The sequence below is a fragment of the Micromonospora sp. NPDC005171 genome (assembly GCF_040608575.1).
Taxonomy (GTDB): domain Bacteria; phylum Actinomycetota; class Actinomycetes; order Mycobacteriales; family Micromonosporaceae; genus Micromonospora.
This window is the reverse complement of the sequence record NZ_JBEXIM010000006.1, coordinates 105,576-128,512: the sequence shown is the minus strand read 5'-3', so window position 1 is coordinate 128,512 and position 22,937 is coordinate 105,576. Positions and strand designations below refer to the sequence as shown.

Here is a 22,937-nt window from a genome sequence, read left to right as displayed (position 1 = left end):
AGTGGCAGGACCAGGCTGGGTGGTCGGCGGCGACTCCTACGATGGGCGGGTGAGCACGGCCGGCCCGCTCGGCGAATACCTGCGTGCCCGGCGCGAGCTGATCGGGCCGGGTGACGTCGGGTTGCCCGCGCACGGCCGTCGGCGGGTGCCCGGCCTGCGGCGCGAGGAGGCAGCCCAGCTCGCCGGCATCAGCGCCGACTACTACCTGCGGTTGGAGCAGGGGCGCGACCGGCACCCGTCGACGCAGGTGGTCGAGGCGCTGGCCCGCGCGCTGATGCTGGACGCGGACGCCGCGGCACACCTGCACAGCCTCGCCCGGCCGGTGCCGGCCCGCCGCGCGGCGCGACCATCGGAGCGGGTGCCGGTGGGCATCCGGCAGTTGGTCGGCTCGTGGGCCGAGACGCCCGCCTTCGTGCACGGGCGACACCTGGACGTGCTCTTCGCCAACCCCGTCGCGACGGCGCTGGCACCGATCTTCACCGCCGGGGTGAACCTGCTGCGCGCGGTCTTCCTGGACCCGAGCGTGCCGGCGCTCTACCCGGCCCTGACGGCGGTCGCCGCCAACGCGGTGGCTGGGCTGCGCGCACAGATCGGACCAGAGCTGGACGATCCCCGCCTCATCGAACTGGTGGAGGAGCTGACGGCCGGCAGCGAGCGGTTTCGGCGGTTGTGGGCCCGGCACGACGTCACCGCCCGCGCGGGCGGTGGGGTGCGGGTGTTCCAGCACCCACAGCTGGGCGAGTTGGCGCTGCGCTACGAGAAGCTCGCGATCAGCGGCACCACCCAGTCGCTGGTCGTCTACCACGCCGAGCCGGGCAGCCCGTCGGCGCGCGCGCTCGCCCGGCTGGCCCGACGGGCAGCGCCACGCTAGCTTCGCCGGATCCCCCGACCGGGGCCGGCTACCGGTTGGCCGCCCGCTCGGCGACCACCACCGCGATCCCGTCGAGGACGCGTTGCAGACCGAACTCGAAGGCGTACTCCGGGCCGTACGCGGCGCCGTGCTGCTGGCCGGCCGCCGTGCCGACCCGCGAGGCGGTCGGGTAGGCCCCCGCCGTCATGAACGTCTCCAGCCAGGGCGCGTGCGACTGCCACCACTGGCCGTCGGTCATGCCGGTCTCGCGCTCCAGGTCGACCACCTCGGAGGCGGCCCGCGCGGCACTCTTCACGTGGCCCAGCACGAGGGTGAGCACCGCGTCCACCTCGACATCGGTGAGCCCGATGTCGACGATCGCGCCGAGCTCGTAGTCGTACTTGGCCATCAGGTGCGGGCCGAGCACCGGTCGGGTCGTCTCGGCCCGCAGCATCCAGGGATGCCGCTGGTAGAGCGCCAGATTGTCGCGGGCGATCCGCTCCAGCCGGGTGCGCCAGTCACCCTCGACGGCGGGGCGCGGCATCTCGCCGTACGCGGTGTCGATCATGACGGCGACGAGTTCGGCCTTGCCCGGCACGTAGGTGTAGACCGACATCGTGCCGACCCCCAGCGCCTCACCGACCCGGCGCATGGTCAACGCGTCGAGCCCCTCGGCGTCGGCGATGTCGATCGCGGCCCGGACGATCCGGTCGACGCTGAGCGCCGGACCGGCGCTGCGGCTGGTCGGCTCCCGGGTGCGCCAGAGAAGGGCCAGGCTGCGGGCCGGGTCCGCGGTCGCCTTACGCTCACTCGCCATGGTGCGGCCATCCTAACAACGCGGCCGTACGCGGTACGCCCGCGTCGGGCTGGTCCCGGGTGCGCCGCCCGGCCGCGCCGGAGCGCGTGTGGGTCAGAGCGCCTCGCGGTCGTCCGACAGCGTCGGTCCGGCGGCGGCGGGCACCAGGTGCCGGACCTCCGGCTCCCCGTCGGTCAACTCCCGGGCCCGTTGCTCGGCCGCGCGGTCCTCACCTGTCAACCGGCCGCCGTGCTGGCGCAGGTGCTCGTCCCAGGACGGCACCAGATACACCTCCACGAACCGGTCCACCGTCTCGGCCGGGCGGAACAGTCCCCAGCGCATCGCGCCGGTCCGCTGCCGCGCGCCACGCACCAGGTCCATCGCCGCCAGGAACCGTTGGGCCAGCTCCGGCCGGACCGTGTACTGCACCGTCACCAGCACCGGCCCCACCCCCGGGTCCGGCTCGCGCGCCAGGCGCAGTTGCGGCCAGTACGCAGCGGGTTCCCGGTTCACCGATCGCAGGTCCGGCAACGGCCAGATCCGACTCGTCAGGGTGCCGACAAGCATCAGCACCGCCGCCGCCAGGTACGCGAGGACCAGCCCGGCCATGTCGGCCACCAACCCCCAGAGCAGCGCGCCGACCGCCTGCCCACCGGCGAAGCACACCTGGTAGACGGCCAGCCCCCGGGCCCGCACCCAGGTGGGCAGGAAGAGCTGCATCTCGGCGTTGACGTTGGCCAGCACCGTCACCCAGGCCATCCCGGCGGGCAGCAGGGCGAGCAGCACCAACGGCACCGCCCGCACGGTGCCGACCACCGTCAGCGCCACGGTGAACAGCGCCCCGGCGACCAGCAGCAACTGGTTGGCCGACAGTCGGGTGCGGATCACGGCCAGCAGCACGCCACCGGCGATGGCGCCCACACCGAGGGCCGCCAGCAGCACCCCGTACCCGCCGGAGCCCAGCCCCAGACGCCGGTTCGCCACCAACGGCAGCAACGCCCACAGCGCGCTGGCCGGGACCACGAACACCAGCGCCCGGCGCAACAGCCGGCGGACGGTCGGCGAGTGGCGTACGTAGCGGCTGCCGGCGCGCAACGCCGCGGTGAACCGCTCGGGCACCTCGACCGCGCGGGCGTTGCCGGGCCGCCAGCGCCACAGCGCGTACGCGAAGATCCCGAAGGCGACCGCGTTGATGCCGAAGACCGGGGCGACACCGGTACGGGCGATCAGCACGCCGGCCACCGCGGGCCCGACCGCCCTCGCCACGTTCACGCTTATCGAGCCGAGTGCGGACGCCGACCGTAGTTGGTCCTGCGGCACCAGCTCCGGGATCACCGCAGCCCAGGCCGGCAGCGTCAGCGCCTGCCCGACCCCGAACGCGAAGGTGAGGGTGAGCAGCAGCGCCGGCGGCATCCGGCCGGTCAGGGTGAGCAGCGTCAACGCCACCGCCACCGCCACCAGGAACAGCTGCACGGCGATCAGCAGGTGCCGGCGGTCGAAGCTGTCGGCCAGCACCCCGGCGGGCAACGCCAGCAGCAGCACCGGCAGCAGGCTGGCGGTCTGCACCAACGCGACAAGGGTGGAGGCGTTGGATTGGTTGATCAGCAGCCACTGCGCGCCGACGGTCTGCATCCAGGTGCCGATGTTGGCGGCGAGCAGGGCCAGCCACAGGTTGCGGTAGACCGCCGTCCGCAGCGGCGCCCACGCCGAGGCCGGACGGTCGGCAGGTCCGGCTGCGGCCGTCACCACCGCCCGTCCGCGCGCAGCACGCGCTCACCAGAGACGTAGAGGTCGTCGGGTTCGAGCAGCAGCAGCCGGACGACCTCGGTGGCGACCTGTTCGGGCATGGCGTACACCTCGTCCAGGAACTCCGCGCCCACCCGTTCCTGCAGCCGCGTCGGCATCGGCCCGGGATGCAGCTGCATCACCTTGACCCGGTTGCTGTGCTGGGCCTCGGCCAGCGAGTCGACCAGGCTGTTGCCGTAGCTCTTGGTGGCCCGGTAGACGGGAATGCCGGGCCGGGGTGCCGCCAGCGCCAGCGCGCCGATGTACACGACGTTCCCGTGGCCCTGCCGGTGCAGGTGCTGCACCGCCTCCCGCAGCAGGTACGTGATGCCCAGGACGTTGATCTCCACGGCCCGGCGGATGTGCTCCACCGACAGGTCCCCCAGCTCGCCGCCCGCCCACATCGAGGCGCAGGCAGCCACCCCGTCGATCGTGCCGTAGCGCTCGACCACCTCGGCGAACCCGTCACGGACCTGCTCGTAGGAGGAGACGTCGCAGACCGCGCCGTCGCAACCCAGCTCGTCGGTCACCGCGGCCACCTCGGCCGGCACGTTGCCGAACACCACGACCTGATGCTCGTCCACGAGCAGCCGGGCCACCGCGAGGCCGAGACCGCTGGTCCCGCCGACCACCACGAAGGTTCTGGCACCCATGTCTCTCCAGCCGCCGCCAGCACAGGTCACGCGGGCCGCGCGACGGCCCGTTCTTCCCGTTTCCGGACCCCGCACACTCGTTGGTTGGTAGTGCTGGGCATACCCCGAAGAGTGGATCTGGGCGGCTGGGGCACCCGGCCGCACCCGATTAGCGTCTGCTGCATGACCACGGAACACCCTTCGCACCTGGCCGAGGCGCTGCGCCGCCGCCGCTGGCTGCTCTCCGCGTGGCCCTGGCGGGCGCTCGCCTACCTGATGACCACCGTGCCGATCGCCGGCGTCCTCGGTGTCGGGCTGCTCGTCATCGGCGCGCCCCTGCTGGCCGCCGTCAACGGGCTCCGCCAGCACGGCCGACCGCCGAGCATCGCGCTGATGCTGTTCCTGGCAACCGGCAGCCTCACCCTGTTGGCGTTGGCCCCGCTGATGAGCTTCCCGGTGGCCGTCGTCGAGCGGTGGCGGGTCGGGCTCGTCGACGGTCGTCCGCTGGCCTGGTCGCCGTGGCCGGGTCTGGTCGCCCGCTACCGCAGCGCCGCGACCTGGCGGGAGGTGGCGTACCTGTTCTGGCTGGGTGGGTTCACGCCTGTCGCGTACTGGGTGTTCCTGGTGCTGGTGCTGCTCGACCTCGGGATGATCTCCAGCCCGTGGCTGGCCGGCGACACCAACCAGCCGGTGGTGATCTGGCAGCCGATCCACAGCACCGGCGAAGCCGTGCCGTACGCGATCGTGGGAGTCCTGCTGATCCCCGTGCTCTGGTACGGCATCGGTCTGCTCGCCGCCGTCCAGGCGGCCGTGGCCCGGTGGTTGCTGGCCCACCCGGTGGACGCGGCGGCGCTGCGCGAGGTCACCCGCTCCCGCACCCGACTGGTCGGCGCGTACGAGGCCGAACGCCGCCGCATCGAGCGCGACCTGCACGACGGCGCGCAGCCCCGACTGACCAGCCTCACCCTCCAGTTGGGGCTGGCCCAGCTGGACGTACCCGAGGACTCCCCCGCCTCCCGACCGCTGGCGGTGGCGCACGACCAGGCCCGGGGCCTGATGGCGATGTTGCGGCAGCTGGTGCACGGCATCCGCCCGCAGAGCCTCACCGACCTGGGCCTGGCCGGGGCCGTACGCGAGCTGGCCGACGCCGCCACCATCCCGGTCGCCGTGCACGCCGACCTGCACGACGAGGTGCCGGAGATCGTGGAGACCACCGCCTACTTCGTGGTCTCCGAGGCGCTGGGCAACGTGGCCCGGCACGCTGGGGCGACCCGCGCCGACGTACGCCTCACCCGGGCCGGCGGTGACCTCGTGGTCGAGGTGACCGACGACGGCCACGGCGGCGCCGACCCGGCCCGGGGCACCGGCCTGACCGGGCTCGCCGACCGGGTCGCCGCCGTGGACGGCCGGCTGTTGCTGTCCAGCCCGCCCGGCGGCCCTACAGTGGTCCGGGTGGAGCTGCCATGTCGTCGGTGACCCGGGTGGTGCTCGCCGAGGACGAGGTGCTGCTGCGGGAGGGTCTTGTCGCGCTGCTGACCCGCTTCGACTTCACCGTGTGCGCGGCCGTCGGCTCCGCGCCGGACCTGCTGGCGGCGGCCCGCGACCACCAACCGGACCTGGTGCTCACCGACATCCGGATGCCGCCAGGTCGCCGCGACGACGGGTTGCGCGCGGCCGTCGCGCTGCGCGGCGAGCGACCTCAGCTCCCGGTCGTGGTGCTCAGCCAGTACGTGCAGACCGGGTACGCGGCGGCGCTGCTGGACAGCGGCGACGGCCAACGGGTGGGTTACCTGCTCAAGGACCGGGTCGCCGAGGTCACCGAGTTCGTCGACACGCTGCGCCGGGTCGCCGACGGCGGCACCGCCATCGACCCGGACGTGGTCCGGCAACTTCTGCACCGCCCCCGCGACCCGCTCGCCGCGCTCTCCGCCCGGGAACGCGAGGTGTTGGCGTTGCTCGCCGAGGGGCGGTCCAACACGTCGATCGCCGGCCGGCTGCACGTGAGCGAGGCGGCGGTCGGCAAGCACGTCGGCAACATCCTGCTGAAGCTCGACCTGCCGCCCAGCGACGACACCAACCGGCGGGTGCTGGCGGTGCTCACCTACCTGCGCGCCGACCCGGTGAGCTGACGGGCCGAGACCAGGCCCGACCGCCCCGGGCGTAGATTCTTCTCAGCGGTACCGGCGCCAGGTCACGGCGCGGACCAGGGAGACGGGGGCACGGCATGGCGAAGGCGCTGCGGGTTGGTCTGCTGGGGTACGGACTGGCGGGCCGGGTGTTCCACGCGCCGCTGATCGCCGCGACCCCCGGGCTGCGGCTCGACGCCATCGTGACCCGCGATCCGCAGCGTCGCGAGCAGGCCCGACAGCACTTCCCGGACGCCCGCCTGGTCGACGACGCGGACGAGCTGTGGCGTACCCCGGACGCCCTGGACCTGGTCGTGGTGGCGACGCCGAACCGGCAGCACGTGCCGATGGCGCGCGCGGCGCTCGCCGCCGGCCTGCCGGTCGTCGTGGACAAGCCCCTCTCCCCGACCGCCGCGGAGGGCCGCGTGCTGATCGACGAGGCGACCGAGCGGGGGGTGCCGCTGACGGTGTTCCAGAACCGGCGCTGGGACGGCGACTTCCTGACCGTCCGCCGCCTGGTCGAGCAGGGCGAGTTGGGGCAGGTGCTGCGCTTCGAGTCCCGGTTCGAGCGGTTCCGTCCGACGATCAAGCCGGGCTGGCGGGAGCTCGCCGGCCCGGAGGAGGCCGGCGGCGCCCTCTTCGACCTCGGCGCGCACCTCGTCGACCAGGCGGTGCAGCTGTTCGGCCGGGTCGACCGCGTCTACGCGGAGGTGGACCGTCGCCGCCCGGGCGCTGCCGTCGACGACGACGCCTTCGTGGCGTTGACCCACGCCAACGGGGTGCACTCGCACCTGTGGATGGGCGCGGTGACCGCTCAACTCGGGCCGCGCCTGCGGGTGCTGGGCGACCGGGCCGGCTACACCAGCTACGGGCTGGACGTGCAGGAGGCGGCGCTGCACGACGGCGGCCGACCGGACCAGCCGGGCTGGGGCGAGGTCCCGCCGGAGCGTTACGGCCTGCTCGGCGTCGACGGTGACCTGCGGCCGGTGCCGACAGTGCCCGGCGCGTACCAGAGCTTCTACGCCCAGGTGGCGGCCGCGCTGCGCGACGGCGCCCCGATGCCGGTGGACCCCCGGGACTCGGTGCGCACCGTCGAGTTGATCGAGCTGGCGCACCGGTCGGCGGCCGAGGGCGTGGTGCTGCCGGTGCCGACCGCCTGAACGGGGCCTGACACCCGACCGGTCGGCACGTCCCGCCAGCCGGTCCGTCGCGGCGTACCGAAAACCAGTGGAGCGGCACCGCCGTGCGCCGTTACCGTGCTGCGCAACGTGGTCGTCTAGGCAAGGACGTGCCGTTGTACACCCTGTGAGACCTCCCGAGAGCTGATCTGTCGCGCGTCGCGCAGCTGCGCCGCGCTCCTTTTTGCTGCGGACTTCTCACTGAAACCGGTGTACCTCTGTGCTCAGAAATTGGGCCGTCGTGCCCACCTGCCTGCCCATCGTTCGCCGCCGTTGCCACGCGTGCGCGTCCCAACGCCTTCGGGCGAGCGGCAAGTTCCGGGTCAACGCCAATCACAAGCTCATCGATGTCTGGCTTCTCGCGCTCTGCACCGCGTGCGGGGAGACGGCGAAGCTCACCGTCCTGGAACGGATGACCGTGCGCACCATCCCACCCGAGTTGCTGGACCGGCTCCATGCCAACGATCCCGGCCTGACCGCCGAACTGCTCCAGGATCCGGCCGTCCAGCACCAAAACCGATTCGCCCTGGACTGGACCGACGCCTGGCGTCTCGACACCGGCGGATCGGATCACCTGGACCTCGACGTGATCGACGTCGCGGTCCGCAACGCGGCGCGGATCCCGGTCCGGCCGACCCGACTGATCGCTGACGGTTTCGGTCTCGCCCGAGCCGAGGTCGACCGACTGATCATGCAGGGGAAGGTCGTTTCGGGGGTGCGGCTGGGCGGCAAGCTCTCCGGCGACTTCACCTTCACCCTCAAACGCTGACCCGCCCTCGGGGCCTGTCCGGCATCGCGCCGGGCAGGCCCTTGGCAGTTCCTTTGCAGCTCCTTGGGCGACCAGCACGTTGATCGACTCGGTTTCCGTGAAGACGCGGTGTCAGACCGCCTCCAACACCGCAATTTCACGGAAGTCGAGTGGATCATGTCTACTGGCCGGTTCAGGCTGCATTAGTCCGCATTCCGCTCGGAGCGGGCTTCGTCCGGCGCGCGGGCGTCGTCGTCGGTCAGCGCGTCGTCCGACGAGGTGGCGAGGTCGGCGAGCCGGCGCTCGGCCTCCCGGACCTCCTCGTCGAGCCTGGGGTTCTCCTCGTCGGGACCCTGCGACATGGGCGACCTCCATCGGGCGCGACCGGCAGACCTCCGGGTACCCGACCTGAGGGCAGAGACACGGAGCTCTGCCGCTAACCCTTGATCACGTGACGAGAAGTAGCTGAATCCGCTCGCCGAGGACTGTTTCTCATCACATGATCAGTCGAGATGAGCAGTGCCAAGGTCGCGACAACTGCCCGCAACTGGATTCGGCATTGGCGCTTCTGGCAGACGTTGCCTCCGTCATGCTTCAGAAGCGGCGACCGGTGAGCTGCACGTGGTCGACGGGTGAACCGCTGAGCGATTGCGTCGGACCGACGTACCGAGCGCCGGGCCGGTCGGCGGGCGCGCCGGGCCGGAGCCCGGGAGCGTTGCCGACCCGGCCCGGTGCCGGATCAGCGCTGCTTCAGCTCGCGCCAGGATGGGTGGGTGCCGCGCCAGGCGTCGGCGAGGATGGCCGCCGAGGCCCGGCTTGGGCACTGCTGCACCCGCTCACGACCCGACGCCCCACCGATCTGGGCGCGGACCTCCCAACCCTGCCCGTCAGTACGGATGTACACGTCCCGGCGCCCGCGCGGGGTCGTGTCTCCGTTCCACCAGTGTTCCTCCACCTTCATTCGCCGACCGTATAGCAATTCCCGCGCCGAGGGTACGGCGCAGGTATGCCCGGACCGGGGCAAGGGCGACATTTCAGGCGCATTTCGGCCCAACCGTTGACGGTTCGAAACCATAACGGGCTGTTCTCCCGCTCCTGACTTGCGAATCAGGACTCCCGCCCCACTCTGCCCCTCCCCCGCAACTCCCACCCCCAGCCGTTGTTGATCAAGTGGTTCTCGTCATCGACACGGGTCGGGCGGGGCGGTCAGGTCTGGGTGGTCAGCAGGTAGTCGTCGGCTTCGGGGCTCCAGCGCAGGTCGAGTACGCCGGCGGTGGCGGCGGCCTTGCAGAACTGCAGGAAGCTGCGATAGCCGAGCTTCTTCTCGCTGAAATCCGGGCGGGCCCGGCGTACCTGGTTCTTCAACCCGGACAACGCCACCGGATTGCCGCCGCTGCCCAGGTCGGACACGACGCCCCGGAGCAGGCCGAACGCCACCTCCCGGTCGCCGTGCTCGGGCAGCGAGACCTCCGGGTCACCCTTCGCCGGGCCCTCGGCCAGCTCGATCACGTTGCGCTCGGCGAGGTGGCGCAGCAGTTCGCCGAAGGTGCGGAAGCCGTAGTCGGATTCGCTGAAGGTCGGATCCTTCCGCAGCAGGGTGCGCTTGAGCCGGGAGGCGGTGACCTCGCCGTTGGCGCTGCCCTGCAATCCGGCGACCGACTGCGCGACGAGCACCGCGAGAGCGTCCACGTCCCGATCCGGCTCCGCATCCTGCGGTCGACGGTCCACCTCCTGCTCCGGCTCCGGTGGGCGCTGCTCGGCGCCGGCTTGCCGGGTGGCGGGACGAGCGCGCCGACCCCGGGCCGGCGGGATGTCCACACCCTCCAGCCGGTCGTAGTAGAGGAACTCGTCGCACGCCGGGGGTAGCAGCCCCGAGGTGGACCCCTCGACCCCGACCCCGATGACCCGCTTGTTCAGCTCGCGCAGCTTGTGCACCAGCGGGGTGAAGTCGCTGTCACCACTGCAGATGACGAAGGTGGAGATGTAGTCGCGTTCGAACGCCAACTCGATCGCGTCGACGGCCATCTTGATGTCCGCGGCGTTCTTACGGGACGCGCCCATTCGCTGCGGGATCTCGATCAGCTCGACGTGGGACCGGGTGAGCATCCTGCGGTCCTCGTCGAAGTAGGACCAGTCGGCGTACGCCCGGCGGACCACCACCCGACCTCGTTCCGCCAGCGCGTCGGCGATGGGCCGGAAGTCGAAGGCCGCGCCGCCGCGATGGTCGCGCGCGCCCAACGCGAGGTTCTCGTAGTCGAGGAAGAGGGCAATCCGGTCTTCTTGATCCACGCGGATCAGCCTACGCCCGGCGTGAGCTGGTCGGTGCGGGCGACGCGCGACACCTCAACTCGACGACCGTCCATTTCTTGCGGCCCGATAGTCGTCTATTTTCATTGTTCGATAGGTGTCTTGCAGTGCCATGTCTGGTGCTGCATCATGACGATCAATGTCGGGCGTCGGGGGAGCGCCGGGCGGACCTCCGACCTCCACCACCACCCACCCAGGAGGGTCACCGATGTTTCGCAGCCTCATGCCGGCGCGGGGACGCCCCGGCCGGCCCGGCGGCGCCACCGTCGCGCTCGCGGCCGGTCTCGCCGTGCTGGTCGCCGGACCCACAGTGGCCGCCGCCAGTCCACCCGCGTCCGCTGGCGCGCAGCCGGTTGTCACCCGGGCCGCCCTCGATCCGGCGCTGGTCGCCGGACGTGGCGCGGACGTCGACTTCCTCGAGCAGGAAGCCGAGAACGCCCACACCAACGGCGAGATCATCGGACCCGACCGGTCCGCCTACACGCTGCCCGCGGAGGCCTCCGGCCGCCGGGCGGTCCGGCTCACCCCCGGGGAGTACGTGGAGTTCGTCCTGCCCAGCGCGGCGAACGGGATCACCGTGCGGTACAGCATCCCGGACGCGCCGCAGGGTGGTGGGATCACCGCGCCGCTGCGGGTCGCGGTCAACGGCAAGCACCTGCGCACCATGACGCTCACCTCGCAGTACTCGTGGCTCTACAACCAGTACCCGTTCACTAACGACCCGCAGGCCGGGCTGCTGCACCCGGACTGGTGGATCACCGAGTGCCAGTGCGTGCCGTCAGCCACCACGCCGTACCCGAGCATCAGCACGCCGTTCCGGCCCACCCACTTCTACGACGAGCAGCGGCTGCTGCTCGGGCGCACCTACCGGGCCGGCGACAAGGTCCGGCTCACCGCGCCACCCGGTAGCGCCGCCACTTGGACCGTCATCGACCTGCTCGACTCCGAACTGGTCGCGCCGCCGCACGTCCGGCTGCTCGCGGCGAACGTGCTCGCCTTCGGCGCCGATCCCACCGGCCGGCGGGACTCCGCCGACGCGCTGGACCGGGCCATCGCCTTCGCTCGCCGCGCCCACCTCACCGTGTACATCCCGCCGGGCACCTACCAGGTCAACCGGCACGTCATCGTCGACGACGTGACCATCGAGGGCGCCGGCAACTGGTACACCATCATCAAGGGCCGCGAGGTCGCCCTGCCGACCCTCGCGCCGGACGGCTCCGTGCACACCGGAGTCGGGTTCTACGGTCGGGACGCCGCCGACGGCGGCAGCCGCAACGTGCACCTCTCCGGCTTCGCCATCGAGGGCGACGTGCGGGAGCGCATCGACACCGACCAGGTCAACGCGATCGGCGGGGCGATGAGCGACTCCACGATCGACGGGCTCTACCTGCACCACACCAAGGCGGGCCTGTGGTTCGACGGCCCGATGCGCAACGTTCGGGTCACCAACAACATCATCGTCGACCAGATCGCCGACGCGCTCAACTTCCACACCGGCGTGACCGACTCCCTCGTGTCGCACAACTTCGTCCGCAACACCGGCGACGACGGCCTGGCCATGTGGTCGGAGAAGACGGCAAACGCGCGGAACACGTTCGACCACAACACCGTGCAGTCACCGACCCTGGCCAACGGCATCGCGATCTACGGCGGCACCGACACCACCGTCTCGCACAACCTGGTCGCCGACCCGGTACGCGAGGGCAGCGGTCTGCACGCCGGGTCCCGCTTCGGCGCGGAGCCGTTCACCGGGCACCTGCGGTTCACCAACAACACCACCGCCCGCGCCGGAACCTACGAGCTGAACTGGAACATCGGGCTGGGCGCGATCTGGGTCTTCGCGCTGGACCGCAGCATCGAGGCGAGCATCGAGGTGACCGGAGACGCCTACCTGGACAACACGTACAACGCGATCATGCTGGTCAGCGACTGGCCGGTGAAGGATCTCTACTCGATCTCCGACGTGCGGTTCCGGGACGTCCGGGTGGACGGCACCGGCACCTCGGTGGTCAGCGCCCGGGCGGCCGGGTCCGCCTCGTTCGCCAATGTGGACGCCCGCAACGTGGGCGCGGTCGGCGTCAACAACTGCGGATCGTTCCACTTCACCCCGGCCGGTTCCGAGTTCAGCCTGACCGACCTCGGTGGTAACGACGGCGGGTGGCTCGCGCCGTGGCTGCTGCCCAACACCATCACCTGCGACGACCGGCCACCCGTGTCGCCGCCCCCGCCTCCGGCGCAGTGGTGAGAGCGGTGGGCGGCCCGAGAGAGTCGGGCCGCCCACCGCACGACCTCGGTCAGCGCGTCCTGGCGTACGCCAGCGGCACTGTCGTCGACTGACCGTGCCACCGGCCGCTCAGCGTGCCCCCGGCCGCCCCGGCGGCCCCGGCCCCCGGTCGGCGTACGACGACCAGTTCGACGGTGTCGGTGTCGATGAGCGTGCGGTCCTCGTCGACCACCCGGCGCACCGCGCCGACGGGCGGTACCTGGGCGTCGGCGGCCCCGTCTCCGACGACCGTCATCGTCGGCTCACGCACCTCCCGCCGGCCGTCGACCTCGAAGTACTGCTCCGCCTGGCCGCTGCCGGTGAGGATGGCGTGGGCGAGCGCGGCGGCGTACACCGGGTCGACACAGCCGTCGTACACCCAGCGCCGGCCGAGCACCGAGTGCTCGGTGGTGCCGACCAGCCAGCCGTCCGCCCCGTCGAGCGGCGCGGCGCGGTAGGTGAGCGGAACATGGTGGACCGGCCCGTCGGCGGCGCCGACGAGCATCGTCTCGATGCCGACCTCGCCGGCGGGGTCGTCGAAGCGGTAGGCGCCCCGGCTCACCAACTCGACGCCGGCCGGTCCGGCGAACCAGGATCGGTCGGGCAGCCAGGTCGCCAGCAGGTCCAGCTTCGTGGGGTGCAGGGTCGCCTTGTGCAGCAGTGCCATGACGGCAGCCTAGTCAGAGACCCGCGCAGGGTTGCCCGCCGATCGTGCAGCTCTCCGGTTCCCGGGCCTTCGGCCGGCTGTCGCGGACGTCGAAGCTGATCGTCCGGGATCCCCCGGCCGCCACGGCGGCGCCGGTGAAGGTGATGGTCCGTCCGTCCTGTCGCCAGTTCGCGCCGTCGACGTCGTCGACGGTGGTGCCTTCGGCGAGGGTGACCACCACGGCCCAGTCCGCCACCGGCGCGCCGCCGGGGTTGCCGACCACGATCTCGCCGGTGTAGCCGAACAGTCGGCTGGAGTCGGTCTCGTAGCGGGCCACCACGGGCGCCGGTGGCGGCGGTGGCGCAGCCGACGCGGGCGTCCGCGACGGCTTCGCCGACGGGGTCCGGCTCGGGCGGGTGGTCGCCGAAGCGGTGCTCCGCGAGGGGCGCGCCGAGGAGGCTGCCGGGGGCGCGGCGGCGGTCCGGTCGGCCGTCACCGTCGGCGACGCGGTGACTGTCGGCGCGGGCGCGGCGGCCGGCTTCGAGTCAGGCGGCAACGTCACCCATGCCGTCGTCCCCGCCACCAGCACGGCCCCGGCGATCACGGCGACAAGCGTGCGACGCCGACGGGGTTTGCGGCCGGCCCTGCCGCGTACGCCGATCAGCGGCAGTTCCGCTGTCATCCCACCGTCGGCGCGGCGCAGGTCGACCTGCTGGAAGGCGCGCCAGTCGAGGATGGCCGGCAGCCGCACGGTCAGCGCCTGCCGGAGCTGTTGCTCGCGGGGCTCGTGCTGCTCGGCGGACCACGCGCCGTGCGTGCTGACCTCCCGTAGCTCCAGCCGGCAGCCCTGTTTTGTGGCGGTGACGGTGCAGGTCAGCTCGCTGAGCCGGCCGGCCTCGTCGCAGGCCAGCACGAGGAGGTCCGGCTCCTGCCGCTCGGTCACCTCGACCTCGACGTTGGCCTCGAAGCCGGGCAGGTCGGCGGTGTGCAGCAGCATCCGGTCCGCTACGCCCTCGACCGTCTCGGCCTCGGCGAACCACCGGCCGAGCAACTCCCGATCGGTCAGTGCGAGCCAGACCCGCTCGGGCGGGTGGGACAGGTCGACCTGGGCACCGATCTCGATCACGGCGAGACTCTAACGGGTTGCCCGCCCGACCCGTCCCGCCCGGCCTGTCCCGCCCGCCCGAACCGGTTGCCGGTGTTCTGGTCAGCCCCAGCGGCGGGAGCGCTCGACCACTGTGGCCAGCGCGGCCCGGGCGTCGGCACTCACCTCGGCCACCACCTGCGCCGCCGGCAGGTCCTGGGCCAGCGGGTGCGCCTGCCCGGCCCACAGGTTGGCCACCGAGGCGTCCCCGTCGCGGCGGGCGGCGGCGAGCAGTGGACGCGTCAGGTGCAGCACCTGGGGGTAGCCGCGCGGCGCCACCGCGTCGTGCGCACGTAGGAAGTCGTTGGCCACGCCACGGGCCCGCTTACCGGTGTACGACCGGGTCAACCCGGTCGGCGTGGCACTGGCCACGGCCGCCCGGTGCATCGGCGAGCTGCCCGCCTCCGGGCAGCGCAGGAAGGCGGTGCCGAGTTGCGCGGCGGCGGCACCGGCAGCCAGCACGGCGGCCACCGAGGGGCCGTCGACGAGGCCGCCCGCGGCCACCAGCGGCAGGTCACAGCGGGCGGCGGTCAGCCGGAGCAGCGGCAGCACCCCGTAGTCGTCGTCGTCCGGCAGGCCGCCGCGATGCCCACCGGCCTCGGTGCCCTGCACCACGACCGCGTCCACACCCAGGTCGGCGGCGGCGGTCGCGGCGTCCGGGCCGGTCACGGTGGCCCACACCTCGGTGCCCCGCTCGCGCAGGGCGGTCACCGCGGCCCGGTCGGGCAGCCCGAACACGAAGGACACGACCGGGACCGGGTCCGCGAGCAGCGCGGCCAGCTTTTCCGGGTACGCGTCGTCGCCGCCCACCGGCTCGCCCAGGCTCACCCCGCGCTGCGCGGCCTGCGGGGCGAGCCGCTCGGCGTACGCCTGGACGGCGGCCTCGTCGACGCCACCGGGATCGGGCAGGAAGACGTTGACGCCGAACGGCCGATCGGTACGCGCGCGGACCTCGGCGACGTCGGCGACCAGCCGGCCGGCGTCGATCATGCCGGCGGCGAGGAAGCCCAGCCCACCCGCCTTGGAGACGGCGGCCACCAGGGCGGGCGTGGACGGTCCGCCAGCCATCGGGGCGGCGATGATCGGGTGGCGCAACGTGGACAGGACGGACATCCCCCCATCCTGCCGCAGGCCCGGCTCACCGGCCCACGGTGTGCCGCCATCGCAGCACGCCGGCCAGCCCGAGCAGGAATAGCAGTGTTCCCGCGCCGAGCGCCAGCGGCCAGATTCGTCCACCCACCCCGCCGTCGACCTCCCCGGCGGCCGGACGGACCGCCGTGGGCGCCACCGGGGCGACGGACTCCGCGGAGGGCGCGGCGGTCGCCGTGGTGGCGGTGGCCGGGTAGCGCAGAATCGTGGAACGGCTGCCGGCCGGTTGACCGGCGGACTCGGAGACGGTGAGCAACGACCTGCCGTCCCGACTGTAGGTGATCGACTCGCCCTGAGGCTCGTCCGGCAACGGGGTGATCCGCGGCCTGCCGGTGGTCAACGCCCGGACCACGTCACCGTCGGGCACGTCGTACTCGAACGCGTCGGCGTAGCTGCGCAACACGACCCGTCGTCCGTCGGGGGCGCTCGCCGCGCCGGTGATCACCCCGCGCCCCAGGAACGAGAACGGGTTGCTGGTCGTGGTCGACGGCACTGTCACCTGGCCGAGCGCGGTCAGCGGCGTCGTCGCGTCCGGCCGCAACGCGGTGGCCGGCGCGTACAGGAAGACGGTGCCGCCGCCGCCCTTGGTGATGATCAGCGGCCGACCGGACCCGTCGAGCAGCAGCGCCTCCGCGTCGTGCGGACGGTCCGGGTAGCTCATCCGGTGCAGCACCGGCTGCTTCGCCCCGGGCGCCAGCCGCCACACGCCCACCGTCGGCCGGGAGCGGTCGTTGTCGCCGATGTCGGCGACCCAGACCGTGCCGTCCCGGCCGATGGCGAGGTCCTCGGTGTCGCGGGGCCGGGACGGGAAGGAGACGGTTCGCGCCACCGCGCAGCGCTGGTCGAGGAAGAAGATCCGCCGACGGGCCTCGTCGTCGGCCCCATCGTTGATCACCACGTACCCGTCGTCGGTGGCGACCATGCCGGAGAGCTCACGGAGCCGGTCGTCGCGCACCTGGCAGACCGGCGTCCCCGCCGCCGCGCCCGCCGTGGCGGCACCCGGCGTCAGCACCACGGCCGGCGGCAGCACACCCGCGAGCAACGCGGTCAGCGCCACCCCCGCACGAGCACGCCGCCCCCAGGTCAACCGTCCGCGTACCCGCATCGCCCACCCTCCTCGTCGCGGCCGTTACCGGCCACCCGCCTATCCTGGCCGATCCCGGCCACCGGCGGTCGTCATCGGGGGGACCCGCCCGACCCCCGGTCGATGTACTGTCGCTCCGCCTGTTTCTGGAACCGGAGGGTGGCCGTGTCCCTGAGCGAGACCGCGCCGGCCAATCCGTCCGGACGGCGGCTGCTGCGCCGCCTCGGCCGCCCCGCCGGTCGCGCCGCCATCGCCTGGGTGCCGCTCGCCGCGGTCGTCTGCGGCCTCTTCACCGGCGCGCTGGCCAGTCGGGCCGCCTGGGAGACGTCCCGACCGCAACCTGACCGGGCCGAGGCCGCCGCCGTCCTGACCGAGGTCTTTCCCGGCCACGACCTCGGCGAGATCGACACTCCGCCAGCGCTCTTCGTCGTCTACGGTCACGCGCTGCGCCTGGGGACCGTCAAGACCCTGCTGTTCGGGGACGGCGGCGAATATCAGGAGAGCGCCACCGGCGCCACCGCCTTCGGCGCGCCGCCGGTGCCCGCCGAGCAGATCGTCACGGCGGCCCGGGAGCGCCTGACCGGTGCCGGCTGGCGGGTGTACGGCCCACAGGTGTCCGACCGCGTCAGCTGCGCCGACAAGTTCTGCGCCACCCCGCAGGCGGTCACCGACACCGCCCTGACCGCCCGCCGTGGCGACACCATCCTGAACGCCTCGATCTCCTCGCAGACAGCCGTCGACGCCAGCTACCTCTCGGCCGAGCTGCACCGCGCGCCGCCGCCCCTGGTGGTCCCCGCCGGAGTGCTCGGCACGGTGCTGGGCGCGGTGGCTAGTTGGCTGTTCTTCGGCTGGGTCAGCCGACGTACCGAGGGACGCCGTGGCCGCGGCGCGGTGAACGGCCTGATCGGTGTGGCAATGGTGCTGTGGTGGCTGCCGGTGCTGCTGAGCGTGCCGTTGCTGCTGCGGCACCACCTTGGCGAGCCGCACCCGGCTTGGCACCCGTACTGGGAGTGGCTGGGCCAGCCGACCGCCTCGCTCTTCTTTCTGGTCGGCGCGGTGTGCGTACTGCTGGCGCTGGGGCTGGCCGGCGCAACCCGCCGGGTCGCCACACCTGAGACGACGGCCGACTGAACGCCGCCGGACGGGCCCTGGCCCGTCCGTTGCCGGGCTCTTCGTCCACCGAGGACCGCCGAGGGTTACCTGTCGGTTCGGAGACCGGTACGGTCCGAGATGTCCACGGTCACGGCAGACCCGGACGACGGCGCCCCGCGCGCCCCGGCACCGCCAGGCCGACCGGCACAGGGAAGGGGCTCAAGGGTGCGGATCAGAGCGGGTTTGTGCGTCGCGGCGCTCGTCGCGGCGGGGCCGACGGTCGGCACACCGGCCGCCGCCACATCGGCCGCCGCCCCGGTGGCCAGCGCGACAGTGGTGCCGATCCAGGTCACCGGTGACCCGGCGACGCGGTTCAACCTGGTGCTGCTGGGCGACGGCTACACCGAGGCCGACCTGCCCACCTTCCGGGCGCACGTGGACCGGCACCTGAACACCCTGTGGACGATCGAGCCGTTCAAGTCCTACCGCAGCTACTTCAACGTCTACGCCGTGGAGGTCGTCTCCGCCGAATCCGGGGTGGACTGCGACCCCGGCCTGTCCGCGCCGCGACGCGACACCGCGTTGAGCATGGGCTTCTGGGGTGGTTGCAACCCGGCAAGCGTGCAACGCCTGCTCACTGTCGACGGCGCCGCCGCGAACGCGTACGCCGACCTGGCCGTCGGCACCAACCCCGGCAACCGGCAGCTGATCGCGCTGGCCAACAGCGGCACCTACGGTGGGGCCGGCGGCAGCAACGCCACCGCCTCCGGCGGCAACGCGCTCTCCGCGCTGATCAGCCCGCACGAGCTGGGGCACTCGCTCGGTGGTTTGCAGGACGAGTACGACTACTACGGGCGTGGAGTGCCGGGCGACACGTACAGCGGGCCGGAACCGGACTCGGTGCACCACACCGTGTTGACCGAGCGGCAGATGCGCGACACCCGGGCCAAGTGGTGGCGCTGGCTGGGTGAGCCGAGCGAGGCGGGCGGGACGATCGGCCGTTACGAGGGCGGCCTGTACCTCCAACGCGGGGTGTGGCGACCGAGCCGGCACTCGATGATGAAGTCGCTGGGCTTCTACTTCGACCAGGTCGGCCGGGAGCGGATGACCGAACGCATCGCCGCCCGGGTCGGCATCGTGCAGGGCGGCACGGCCACCGACGCGGCGGTTGGCGCGGACCGACTGCTCTGGGTGGACACCCTGCACCCGGTGAGCCACGCGCTGACCGTGACGTGGTCGGTGGACGGCAGGGCGGTGCCGCGTACCGGCAACGCCCGCCACCTGGACCTGCGGAAACTTCGGCTCTCCCCTGGCCGGCACACGGTCACCGCAACGGTGACCGATCCGACGGAGTTCGTCCGCGACCCGGCGGTCCGCAGTTCACCCGCGCTCACCCAGACCCGCACCTGGACCGTGGACACCTCGGTGCGTACCCCTGCGGTGGAGTCGCCGCTGGCGATCACCGCGTCCACAGCGACCGACCGGCCGGTCGCCGCGCACGACGTGGTGTACGTGCGGACCAACCAGCCCACCGATCGGGCGCCGCGGGTGCGCTGGACGCTCGACGGCCGGGCGGTGGCCGACACCGGCACCGACCGGGACGTGGACCTGGGCGCCCTGGGCCTGTCGCGGGGCACTCACCGGCTGACCGCCCTGGTCAGCGACAAGGGCACCGGGAAGGCGGTGACCCGCACCTGGACTGTCGACGCGACGCGACCCGAGGTGGCGTACGCGCTCTCCGAGCCGCTGCTCAGCGTCACCCGGCCCGGCCGACCCACCGAGTACGTGTACAATGGCCCGTTCACCATGGGGCTGACGGGCACCGACGGTGGCACCGGCCAGGTCACCTCGGAGTTCCGGCTCGACGGCGACGGGTGGCACAACTACTACGGCTGGCCCACCGACGCCCGATCGCCGTTCCTGTTCACCGCCACCGGCACCGACGTGGACGGCCTGGTCTACGGCAACCTCGGCTCGGGCGGCCTGTCGGTGTCCCCGTTCGCTGAACGGTCTCCCGGCTACGGCCGGCACCGCATCGAGTACCGGGGCATCGACGCCGTCGGCAACATCGGGCCGGCTCGCGCGTTCGTGGCCACCCTGATCCCGCCACCACCGGCCTGCACGACTGTGGTCACCGGCCGACACGCCGGCCCGCTGACCGTCGCCGCCGGTGTCACCTGCCTGCGCGCGGCGACCGTGACCGGCCAGGTCACCGTCGCACCCGGCGCCGCCCTGGTCGCCCAGGGCTCCTCGATCACCGGAAACCTGGCGGCGTCCCGCGCCACCGCCGTCGAGTTGCTGAACACCGAGGTACGCGGCTCGGTGGCGCTGACCGGCACCACCGACCACGTCACTGTGGTGGGGGCGCGGGTGGTCGGGCGGCTGGCGCTGACCGGCACCCCGTCGGCGCCCGTCCTGGCCGGCGGCCAGGTGGGCGCGCTGGCCTGCTCGGGCGGCCCGGCTCCGGTCGACCTGGGAGCACCCACCACGGTGCGAAACCCGGCCGCGGGCCACTGCCGTCGCGGCATGTCCCAGGCGGGATGACGTCAGGCCCTCCCAAGATCCGCGCAACGTCCGGGAAAGCGCTGCTTCGGCCGCCGCCGAGGCAGCGCTTTCCCGAAACTGCCCAGTTCCTGGCCGGCGTGCCGGCCTGAGTGCAGCGCTGGCGGGTAGGCAGCGGCCCGGCGGCATGTCGACACCCGCCGGGTGGGAGGCTCCGATGAGCACGTACCGGGACGAACAGGGCGGCACCTTCCCTCCGCCGGAGGCGGATGCCCTTGAGCAACGACAGGACGCGTTCGATGCCGGGCCGCCGGACCGGGTGTCGGGTGACGTGGACCCGGAGGCGGCCGAGGCCGACCTGGCCGAGCAGGGCGCCTTCCCGGCGGGCACCCTCGAGGAGGTGACGTCGTTGCCGGCCGACGCCAACCCGGCGGACGCCCTCGAACAGCGCCAGGAGATCCCGGCCCGCGACGAGGGGCGTCGCACCTGACCACCACCGCCCCGCCGGCTCAGCCCGCGACGCCAACCAGCCGGCTCAGCCCGCGACGCCAACCAGCCGGCTCAGCCCGCGACGCCAACCAGCCGGCTCAGCCCGCGATGCCGACCGGCCGGCTCAGCCGGCGACGCCAACCAGCCGGCTCAGCCGGCGATGACCTGCCAGAGGAGGAACGCGTTGAGCGCGGCCACCAGCACCGCCACCAGGGATGCGGCGGCGGTGGTGAGCGGGTGATTGACCAGGTTGCCCATCAGGTCGCGTCGGCGGGTGAAGGCGACCACCGGGATCAGCGCGAACGGGATGCCGAAGCTGAGGATGACCTGGGACAGCACGAGCGCCCGGGTCGGGTCGAGGCCGATGCCGAGCACGGCCAGCGCGGGCAGCAGGGTGACCAACCGACGCAGCAGCAGCGGGACCCGCCGCCGCAGGAAGCCCTGCATGATCACCTCTCCGGCGTAGGTGCCGACGCTCGTGGAGGCGAGCCCCGAGACCAGCAACGCGACGGCGAAACCGAACGCGGCGGCGGTCCCGATGGTCTGGCCGAGCCCGGCGTGCACCCCCTCCAGGCTGTCCGCGCCACCCGCGCCGCCGCCCCGGAAGCTGGCCGCGGCGATCAGCAGGATGGCGAGGTTGACCGCGCCGGCCGCGCTCAGGGCGAGCAGGACGTCGGTGCGCTGGCCGCGGAACAGGATCCGGCGCTCGGTGTCGTCGGCGGCGGGAATGCGGTCGCGGGTGAGCGCGGAGTGCACGTAGATGACGTGCGGCATGACGGTCGCGCCGAGGATGCCGGCGGCCAGCAGCACGCTGTCCGTGCCCTGGAGGCGTGGCACCAGACCGGCCATCGCCGAGGCGGGGTCCGAGCCGGAGGCGAGCAGGTTGGCGGCGAAGGCCAGCACGATCACCCCGAGCAGGACGGCGATGGCGACCTCGAAGGCGCGGTACCCACGCGAGCGCAGCGCGAGCACGGCGAACGCGGCAGTGCCGATGATGATTCCGCCGGGTAGCAGCGGAATGCCGAAAAGGAGGTACAAAGCCACCGCGCCACCGATCACCTCGGCCAGGTCGGTGGCCATGGCCACCAACTCGGCCTGCACCCACATCACCCGGTTCACCGGCCGCGGTAGGCGTTCCCGGCACAGCTCGGGCAGGCTTCGGCCGGTGGCCAGGCCCAGCTTCGCGGTGAGCGTCTGCACCAGCATGGCCATCAGGTTGGCCACCACCACTACCCAGAGCAGCAGATAGCCGAAGCGGGCACCGGCGGCGGAGTTGGTGGCGAAGTTGCCGGGGTCGACGTAGGCGACGGCGGCGACGAACGCCGGGCCGAGGAGGATCAACCGCCCACGTACGCGGCCCCGTGCGCGAGCGGCCTGTAGTGGAGTCGCCCTCGACGTCGTCAGCTCGTTGGTGACCATCGAACACCTCCCCGTTCACGCGGATCGCTGCCGGTCCCCTTCCCCTCGGGCTGACCCGTGGGTGCCAACCGCTGGCCTGCCGGTGCCAGCAGAGTCGGCCCGGCCCGCCGCGCCGGGCGGTACGCACCGTGCCGGACGAGACCCGGCGTGCCGGACGAGACGCGCCGCGTCCGGACAGAACCTGCCGCGCCGGACTTGACAGCCGATGGGTCACCGAAGAAGCTGTCTATTAGTCCTACTGTCGTAGGACAACAGGAAGGATCATCGGGAGTGATCGAGTTCGTACTGGACAGCCGGTCGAAGGTGAACACCTACATGCAGCTCGTGCAGCAGGTGAAACAGGCGCTGCGGGTTGGCCTGCTGACGCCGGGCGACCAGTTGCCAAAGGTTCGGGACGTCGCGCAATCCCTGGCGATCAACCCGAACACGGTGCTGAAGGCGTACCGGGAGTTGGAGATTGAGGGTCTGGTCGGCGGCCGACCCGGGGTGGGCACCTTCGTCCAGCGCACCCTGGCCGGCGCGTCCCTGCCCAATCAGGCCGAGCTGCGCGACGACCTGGTCGCCTGGCTGCACCGGGCGCAAGCTGCCGGCCTCACGGCCGAGGACGTCATCGCCCTGGTGGAGACGACGCTGCGCGCCACCCTCGCCGACGACGCCCCACAGAAGGAGCACGCGTGAGCGAGCGGGGCGAACGAACCATCAGGCACCGCAAGCACTCGCGCGACCG

Annotated in this window: 21 protein-coding genes; 10 read left to right on the top strand and 11 right to left on the bottom strand. The window is 72.6% G+C overall.

Features of this window, described 5'->3' with window-relative positions; all coding sequences use genetic code 11:
• The first annotated feature begins 49 nt into the window (after positions 1-49).
• The gene (locus ABZU74_RS12075; protein WP_355421732.1) at positions 50-871 is read left to right on the top strand and encodes a helix-turn-helix transcriptional regulator; all 822 of its coding nucleotides are present in this window, start codon (positions 50-52) and stop codon (positions 869-871) included.
• 28 nt (positions 872-899) lie between these two features.
• Here the strand turns inward: ABZU74_RS12075 and ABZU74_RS12070 are convergent, their stop codons facing one another.
• From ABZU74_RS12070 to ABZU74_RS12060, 3 genes are all read right to left on the bottom strand, one after another.
• Complete coding sequence (locus tag ABZU74_RS12070) at positions 900-1,667, bottom strand: TetR/AcrR family transcriptional regulator (protein WP_355421729.1); 768 nt, start codon at positions 1,665-1,667, stop codon at positions 900-902.
• Between the two features lie 93 nt (positions 1,668-1,760).
• Positions 1,761-3,395 carry an MFS transporter gene (locus ABZU74_RS12065; protein ID WP_355421726.1) on the bottom strand — a complete coding sequence of 545 codons (1,635 nt, stop codon included), beginning with the start codon at positions 3,393-3,395 and terminating at the stop codon, positions 1,761-1,763.
• Positions 3,389-4,084 carry an SDR family oxidoreductase gene (locus ABZU74_RS12060; protein WP_355421723.1) on the bottom strand — a complete coding sequence of 232 codons (696 nt, stop codon included), beginning with the start codon at positions 4,082-4,084 and terminating at the stop codon, positions 3,389-3,391. The genes ABZU74_RS12065 and ABZU74_RS12060 overlap by 7 nt, the downstream gene beginning before the upstream one ends.
• A 162-nt stretch (positions 4,085-4,246) precedes the next feature.
• On the opposite strand from ABZU74_RS12060, the gene ABZU74_RS12055 reads away from it, so the two are divergent.
• The 4 genes from ABZU74_RS12055 to ABZU74_RS12040 all read left to right on the top strand — a co-directional run bounded on the left by ABZU74_RS12055 (position 4,247) and on the right by ABZU74_RS12040 (position 8,136).
• Entirely contained in the window at positions 4,247-5,539 is a 1,293-nt protein-coding gene (locus tag ABZU74_RS12055) for a histidine kinase (protein WP_355421721.1), read from the top strand.
• Positions 5,527-6,192, top strand: coding sequence for a response regulator transcription factor (locus ABZU74_RS12050; protein WP_355421718.1), 666 nt, complete (start codon positions 5,527-5,529; stop codon positions 6,190-6,192). Before ABZU74_RS12055 ends, ABZU74_RS12050 begins: the two co-directional genes overlap by 13 nt.
• 95 nt (positions 6,193-6,287) lie before the next feature.
• Complete coding sequence (locus tag ABZU74_RS12045; protein ID WP_355421715.1) at positions 6,288-7,349, top strand: Gfo/Idh/MocA family oxidoreductase; 1,062 nt, start codon at positions 6,288-6,290, stop codon at positions 7,347-7,349.
• A gap of 238 nt (positions 7,350-7,587) precedes the next feature.
• Positions 7,588-8,136 carry a DUF1062 domain-containing protein gene (locus tag ABZU74_RS12040; RefSeq protein ID WP_355421712.1) on the top strand — a complete coding sequence of 183 codons (549 nt, stop codon included), beginning with the start codon at positions 7,588-7,590 and terminating at the stop codon, positions 8,134-8,136.
• 182 nt (positions 8,137-8,318) lie between these two features.
• On the opposite strand, the gene ABZU74_RS12035 is transcribed toward ABZU74_RS12040, so the two are convergent.
• The 3 genes from ABZU74_RS12035 to ABZU74_RS12025 form a co-directional block, all read right to left on the bottom strand.
• Positions 8,319-8,477 carry a hypothetical protein gene (locus ABZU74_RS12035; RefSeq protein WP_355421709.1) on the bottom strand — a complete coding sequence of 53 codons (159 nt, stop codon included), beginning with the start codon at positions 8,475-8,477 and terminating at the stop codon, positions 8,319-8,321.
• Positions 8,478-8,854: 377 nt separating this feature from the next.
• Complete coding sequence (locus ABZU74_RS12030; RefSeq protein WP_030335934.1) at positions 8,855-9,076, bottom strand: hypothetical protein; 222 nt, start codon at positions 9,074-9,076, stop codon at positions 8,855-8,857.
• Between the two features lie 245 nt (positions 9,077-9,321).
• Positions 9,322-10,404, bottom strand: a complete 1,083-nt coding sequence (locus ABZU74_RS12025; RefSeq protein WP_355421707.1) for a PIN domain-containing protein — start codon at positions 10,402-10,404, stop codon at positions 9,322-9,324.
• Between the two features lie 226 nt (positions 10,405-10,630).
• On the opposite strand from ABZU74_RS12025, the gene ABZU74_RS12020 reads away from it, so the two are divergent.
• On the top strand, positions 10,631-12,667 hold the full coding sequence (locus tag ABZU74_RS12020; protein WP_355421704.1) for a glycosyl hydrolase family 28-related protein: 2,037 nt from the start codon (positions 10,631-10,633) through the stop codon (positions 12,665-12,667).
• Between the two features lie 49 nt (positions 12,668-12,716).
• Here ABZU74_RS12020 and ABZU74_RS12015 read toward each other — a convergent pair whose 3' ends face one another.
• The 4 genes from ABZU74_RS12015 to ABZU74_RS12000 form a co-directional block, all read right to left on the bottom strand.
• Complete coding sequence (locus tag ABZU74_RS12015; RefSeq protein WP_355421701.1) at positions 12,717-13,352, bottom strand: hypothetical protein; 636 nt, start codon at positions 13,350-13,352, stop codon at positions 12,717-12,719.
• Between the two features lie 13 nt (positions 13,353-13,365).
• A complete protein-coding gene (locus tag ABZU74_RS12010) occupies positions 13,366-14,457 on the bottom strand; it encodes an SRPBCC domain-containing protein (protein WP_355421698.1) in 1,092 nt (363 codons plus the stop codon).
• A gap of 81 nt (positions 14,458-14,538) precedes the next feature.
• Positions 14,539-15,588 (bottom strand): nitronate monooxygenase, encoded by a 1,050-nt coding sequence (locus ABZU74_RS12005; protein WP_355421695.1) that lies wholly within the window; start codon positions 15,586-15,588, stop codon positions 14,539-14,541.
• Between the two features lie 25 nt (positions 15,589-15,613).
• A complete protein-coding gene (locus tag ABZU74_RS12000) occupies positions 15,614-16,729 on the bottom strand; it encodes a hypothetical protein (protein WP_355421692.1) in 1,116 nt (371 codons plus the stop codon).
• Between the two features lie 144 nt (positions 16,730-16,873).
• On the opposite strand from ABZU74_RS12000, the gene ABZU74_RS11995 reads away from it, so the two are divergent.
• The 3 genes from ABZU74_RS11995 (at position 16,874) to ABZU74_RS11985 (ending at position 20,792) form a co-directional block, all read left to right on the top strand.
• Complete coding sequence (locus tag ABZU74_RS11995; protein ID WP_355421689.1) at positions 16,874-17,839, top strand: hypothetical protein; 966 nt, start codon at positions 16,874-16,876, stop codon at positions 17,837-17,839.
• Positions 17,840-18,025: 186 nt separating this feature from the next.
• Positions 18,026-20,344, top strand: a complete 2,319-nt coding sequence (locus ABZU74_RS11990) for a M64 family metallopeptidase (RefSeq protein ID WP_355421686.1) — start codon at positions 18,026-18,028, stop codon at positions 20,342-20,344.
• 175 nt (positions 20,345-20,519) lie between these two features.
• Positions 20,520-20,792 carry a hypothetical protein gene (locus ABZU74_RS11985; RefSeq protein ID WP_355421683.1) on the top strand — a complete coding sequence of 91 codons (273 nt, stop codon included), beginning with the start codon at positions 20,520-20,522 and terminating at the stop codon, positions 20,790-20,792.
• A gap of 149 nt (positions 20,793-20,941) precedes the next feature.
• Here ABZU74_RS11985 and ABZU74_RS11980 read toward each other — a convergent pair whose 3' ends face one another.
• Positions 20,942-22,210, bottom strand: coding sequence for an Nramp family divalent metal transporter (locus tag ABZU74_RS11980; RefSeq protein ID WP_355421680.1), 1,269 nt, complete (start codon positions 22,208-22,210; stop codon positions 20,942-20,944).
• 270 nt (positions 22,211-22,480) lie between these two features.
• Here ABZU74_RS11980 and ABZU74_RS11975 point away from each other — a divergent pair, with 270 nt between their 5' ends.
• Positions 22,481-22,888, top strand: a complete 408-nt coding sequence (locus ABZU74_RS11975; protein WP_355421677.1) for a GntR family transcriptional regulator — start codon at positions 22,481-22,483, stop codon at positions 22,886-22,888.
• Positions 22,889-22,937 lie beyond the last annotated feature (49 nt).